2 protein-coding genes are annotated in these 6,080 nt (G+C 65.1%); both read right to left on the reverse strand.

Annotation, left to right across the window (positions count from 1 at the left end; translation table 11 throughout):
- Positions 1–5,154 (reverse strand): non-ribosomal peptide synthetase (locus PQR67_RS37955; protein ID WP_408467915.1); only part of this gene is annotated, 5,154 nt, incomplete at its 3' end.
- Positions 5,144–6,080: thioesterase domain-containing protein (locus PQR67_RS37960; protein ID WP_408467916.1), on the reverse strand; the 937-nt coding region annotated here is incomplete at its 5' end. The genes PQR67_RS37960 and PQR67_RS37955, both read right to left, overlap by 11 nt.

Genomic DNA, 6,080 nt, shown 5'->3' on the forward strand with positions numbered 1-6,080 from the left:
TTCCACCTCCAGCACCTGCTCAAACAGCGTGGCGAGCGTCGTTTCGAGCTCGCCTTGCGGTGCTTCGTAGCCGCGTGTCTGGAACTCGGGCGCCGGGAGTGCTTTGCGATCCACCTTGCCGTTCGGCGTCAGCGGCAACGCATCCAGCACCATCACCGCTGCGGGGACCATGTAATCCGGCAACGTCACGGACAAGGCCGCGCGCAGTGAGGTACCGTCCAGCGTTGCGCCCGCATGTGGCGCAACGTAGCCCACCAGTCGCATGCCACCTGTTGCGCCCTGCGCGGTCACCACCGCTTCACGCACGTTGTCCTGCGCCAGCAGTTGCGCCTCGACTTCGCCCAGTTCGATGCGGAAACCGCGAATCTTGACCTGATGGTCGATCCGGCCGAGATACTCCAGCGCCCCGTCCGCGCGCCAGCGCACCAGGTCGCCAGTCCGGTAGAGCCGCCCGCCCTGCGTGGAGAACGGGTCGGGTACGAACCGCTCCGCCGTCAATGCCGCGCGGTTCAGATAACCGCGCGCCAGCGCTTCCCCGCCGATGTACAGTTCGCCCGCCACACCACGCGGCGCGAGTTCGCCACAGCCGTCGAGCACATACATTCGCCGCCCAGCCAACGCGCGACCAATCGGCACCTTGCGCAGCGTGTCATCCGCGTTCGCGACCATCGCGTCGCAATCGAATAGCGTCGCCGAGACCGTGGTTTCTGTCGGTCCGTACGTATTCAGCAACTTCACATGCTGCAAACCGGCCGCGCGCCATGCATTGACACCCTCGATCGCCATCGCCTCGCCACCCGCAATCGCGAGCCGCAACGCACCGTAGTCGCGCGCGCCCTCCTTGGCGAAATCCTGCGCCAGCAGATGCCAGTAAGCGGTCGTGACATCGATCACGCTAATCCGGTGCTGCAGCAGTTTTCGATAAAACGTGCCGCTGTCCCACAACTCGACATCGCGCAGCACGATCGCCGCGCCGACGCACAGCGCCGGGAAAATCTCTTCGATAAAGCCGTCGAAGCTGAATGCAGCGAACTGCAATACGCGATCGTTTTCGTTCAGCGCACAGAAATCGATCGTCGCCTGCGTATGAATTGCCAGGGATCGCTGATCGATTGCGACGCCTTTCGGCTGCCCCGTGGAGCCCGATGTGTAGATCACGTAAGCAAGCGAATCGGGATCGGCGGCGACCTGCGGATTCGACTCGGGCAAATTCGAAACAGCGCCAACGTCCAGTGCTTTTGAAGCATCCGACGCGTCCAGCTCGATCACGCCAACCCGCGATGCCGCCTCGCCGAGCGTGTCCGCGAATAGCGCGCGTGTGGCTTCGTGCGTGATCAACCATTCAATGCCGCTATCCGCAACCATGTAGACGAGCCGCGTGGCCGGATACGACGGGTCGAGCGGCACGTACGCCGCGCCCGCCTTCAGCACCGCGAGTACCGCGACGACCATCTCCACGGATCGCCCGACGCCGATCCCGACCTTGACTTCGGCGCCCACGCCGGCCTTGATCAGGCGATACGCCAGCCGGTTCGCGCGCGCATTCAGTTCGCCCGCGCTGATTTCGAGTTCGCCCGCGATCACCGCCGGATTCAGAGGTTGCCGCGCCGCTTGCCGCTCGATTGCGGCGATCACCGGCTCAATGCGTTCAGGCTGCGCGGCCGGACCGGCAAGCGCCACCAGCGCAGCCGTTTCGTTGTGCGTCGCGCCGCATACGGCGTCGATCGTGCTTCCGGCGACGCCGATCAGTGCGCTCAACACGTCGCCGTAGAAGTCCGCGAATTGCGCGACGGTCCATGCGTCGAACAGATCGCTTGCATACGTGAACACGCCGTCGACCCCGCCGTCGGCCGTCTCGTAGGTGTCGAGCGTCAACTCGAACGGCACGCCGGCATCGTCGAGACGGAAGCGGCTGGCGGCGAGTTCCGGCAACGTGTGAGCGAGCGTATCGCGCTGTGTCTGATGACCGGCCATCACGTCGAAGAACGGCGTGCGTCCGGCACTGCGCTCAGGTTGCAACGCATCGACCAGCAGGTCGAACGGCAAATCCTGATGCGCCTGCGCGCCGAACATCGTGTCGCGCATCTGGATCAGCAGCGCGCGCAATGTCATGCCGCGCTCGAGCCGTCCGCGCATCACCTGCGTATTGACGAAAAATCCGACCAGTCCCGCGATTTCGCGGCGGTCACGATTTGCGACCGGAACGCCTACGCGCGGATCGATGTCGCCGGTATAGCGATGTAGCGCGATCAGCAACGCGGTCAGCGACACCGTAAAGAATGTGGTGCCATGCTCGCGCGCAACGGATTTGAGCGCGGCGTGACGGAGCGCGGACAGCGTGAAGCGATGTGCCGCGGCCGGATGATTGGTAGCGTTGCCGCGCGGTGCGTCGGCGGGCAAGGCGGACGCAGGCGCCATGTCGGCGAGTTGCGCGCGCCAGTACGCGAGTTGCCGCGCGTGTTCGTCGCGGCCGACCCAGCGGTGTTGCCATGCCGCGTAGTCGCGGTAGCGGACCGGCAGTTTCGGCAACGGCGCGAGCGCTTCGCGATCGCCGAGGATCGCCTGGCGATAACCGTGTGCGATCTCGTCGAACAGCAGATCGGCGGACCAGCCGTCCGCGGCGATGTGGTGCGCGACGAGTAGCAGACGCCAGGCGGCGGCGCCAGTACGCAGCAGCGTCGCACGCAGCAACGGACCGCGCGTCAGATCGAAAGGCTGTGCAACGATTGCGCGCGATGCCTCATTCGCGTCAACCTCATCGTTTCCGTCGATCGATACACGCAGGTCGACCTGGTCGAGCACGATCGTCATCGATGGATGAATCACCTGAAGCGGTACCCCGTCCGCGGACGTTTCGAACGTCGTGCGCAACGTCTCATGCCGATACACCAGCGCCTGCAAAGCGGCGCGCAATGCATCGATATTCAACGCCCCGCGCAACGTCAGGCCGCCAGCCAGGTGATAAGCGCTGCTCGCACGGTCGAGTTGCCACAGAAACCATTGGCGCCGTTGCGCAAACGAAGCGGGCACCCGCTCGCCCGCCTGTGGGTCGAAGTCGATCCGCATCGGCGCGATGCGCGCCCCGCTCGCGCACAGCCGCTCGATCAAGGCGGCCGATTCGTGCAGCGCGGCGGCGCCGAATACATCGGCAATCTCGAACGCGACCTGCCAGCGATCCCGGACCTGCGCGGCCAGTTGCGTCGCGGCCAGCGAGTTGCCGCCCAGCGAGAAGAAGTGCGCACTGCGCGTTTCGACGGGTACGCCGAGCACGTCGTGCCAGATCGCCGCGAGTTCGCGTTCGACGCCTTCGCGAAGGGTATCGTCGGTGGACGCGGGATTTGCCGCAGCGCGATCCGGCGCGCCGGTTTCGCTATGCGCCGTGTTCACGAAGCTGCCATGCTCGTAGACGGCATAAGCATCGAGTTCGCGGCTGCGCCACTTCTGCGCGGCCGCACTGCGCTGCAATTTTCCGCTCGATGTCTTCGGCAGGCCGCCCGGATTCAGCAGCACGACGACCGACAACGGTTCGCCGCACGCTTCGCCGATTGCATCGTTCAATGCATCCACGAGCACTTGCGGCGTGGCGAGTTTTTGCATGCTGCGCGAGATCTCGACGGCGAGGCCGATGCCTTCGCGGCCCTTCAATTCGACGCCAAATGCCGCGATACGGCCTTTGCGTACGGCATCGACATTCATTTCTACCGCGCGCTCCAGGTCCTGCGGATACAGGTTCTGGCCGCGCACGATGATCATGTCCTTGCGTCGTCCGACGATAAAGATCTCGCCACCGTGGCGAAAGCCGAGGTCGCCTGTGCGCAGCCAGCGCGTCGCGCCGAGCATCGGAAAGCTCTCCGCGCTCGCATCGTCACGACGCCAGTAGCCGCGCGCGACGCTCGGACCCGCCACCCAGATTTCGCCGACACGGCCGTCGTCCAGCGTGACACCGCTGTCCGGCGCGACGATCCGCACCTCGTGGTTGACCGCTTCACGACCGCAACCGACCAGCGTCACGACGCCTTTCGCACCGCATTCACTGTCCGCGTCTGCCTGCGCCTCTTGCGCGGCCTGCAACGCGACGACTTCCGCGCGGCCCGCCTTCAATCCGCTATCGGCGAACGACACCGCGGACGGCCCATCGCCACGCGTGCCGCCCGTGACAAACAGCGTCGCTTCCGCGAGGCCATAGCATGGATAGCGTGCATCCGAATCGAAACGGGCGGCGGCAAAGCGCTCCGCGAAAGCCTCTTGCGTGTCGAAACGCACGGGTTCCGAACCGCAAAAGGCGACCCGCCAGCTCGACAGATCGAGATCCGCGATCTGGGTATCGCGCACCCGCTCGCAACACAGCCGATACGCGAAATCCGGACCGCCCGAGATCGTGCCGCGATGCCGCGCGATCGCTTCGAGCCAACGCACCGGCCGTTCCAGAAAGTATCTGGGCGACATCAAGATGAGCGGAATACCGCTGTATACAGGCTGCAAAAGCGTGCCGATCAGCCCCATGTCGTGATAGAGCGGCAACCAGCTGACGAACACGTCGTCGGGTGTCACGCCCAGTCCGCTCTGGATTGCAATCTCGTTGGCGAGCACGTTGCCGTGCGTGACCATCACGCCTTTCGGACTCGACGTCGAGCCCGATGTGTATTGCAGAAATGCGATGTCGTCCGCGCCGTGGGTCGAGGAAAACGGCACGTCTGCCGAGGCATGCTGCGCGACTTCATCGACGGCGACGAGCGCCGCATTCGGGGCGATAGCGCCGAACGACTCGCGCGTCGACGCGATCAGTGAGGCCGTAGTCAGCACGAAGTGTGCGTCGCAATCCGCCGCGATGCCGCGCAAACGCGCCAGATGCTGTTCGCGCGCGGATTCCGGCGGATATGCGGGCACGGCAATCGTGCCCGCATACAGACAGCCAAAGAATGCGGCGACGTAATCGATGCCGCTATCCATCAGCAGCAATGCGCGCTCGCCGGCCGCATTACGTGCGGCGAGAAAATGGCCGATGGCCTGGGCGCGTGCATCGAGGGCGCGATAGTCGTAGCGCGTATCGCCGAGGTCGTCGACGCAGACCAGCGCGGTGTCGTGCGGACGCGTCGTGGCCAGTTCGCGCAGACGTTCGGCCAGATTGAACGATTGAGGTGACTCAAGCAGCATCGCTAACCTTGTTGTGCTGAAGCGTGAAATAGTCGTGCACCGCCGCGAGGAAATCGGGGTGATGCAGCAAGTCCATATGATTGGCGTCCACGACGGCCGAGCGCGTGATGCTGCTCGCCGCGTAACGCGGCCACTCGCTCTGGCGCGTGGAGACGAGCGGATTGCCGGCCGCAAGCAGACGACCGGCCCACCAGTGATGGCGCGGCGCTCGTAGCGTCTTGCGGCGCGCGTCGCGGACCAGTGACGTGAAGTAGTCGCTCATCAGCGCGACGGCGCGCAACAATTCGATTTCCGCGTCGCCCGGCAGGTAGTCGCGCCACTTGTCCGCTTCGGCGAGAAACATCCGGTACTTGTCGACTTCGTGGTCTTCGATGTGACGCGGCGCGATGGCCGGCGTCAGCGGCGTCACGTCGTCGTCGACGACGACGTGCGGCGGTGCGCTGTCCACGAGGCCGATCCACTCGACCTGCTGGCCTTGCGCTTCGAGCCGGTGAGCGACCTCCACCGCGAGCACGCCACCAAGCGACCAGCCGAGCAGGTTGTACGGGCCGTCCGGCTGGACCTGGCGAATCCGCTGGGCGTAATCGGCGGCGAGTTCGCTCAGGTCGGCGGGCCACCATGTGCGCTCGTCGTAGTACGGCGCTTGCACGCCGAAGACCGTGGCCACGCCGTCGAGGTGCTGCGCGAGCGCGCGATACTCGGCGACGAGGCCATAGAGCGGATGGATGGCGAACAGCGTCGAGGGTGCAGACGCGCTGTTCATCCGAACGATGTTGGTCGGCATCACGGCGCCGCTGGATGAGGCGCTTTCAATGGCGACGGCGAGCGCGGCGATGGTCGGATGCGTGAAAAGCTGTTCGAGCGGCAGGTTGTCCTGACCGGCATTTCTCGCGGTCTGGACGACTTTTAGCGCGCGCAGCGAATCC

The sequence above is a fragment of the Paraburkholderia fungorum genome (assembly GCF_046026025.1).
Classification (GTDB): Bacteria; Pseudomonadota; Gammaproteobacteria; order Burkholderiales; family Burkholderiaceae; genus Paraburkholderia; species Paraburkholderia fungorum_E.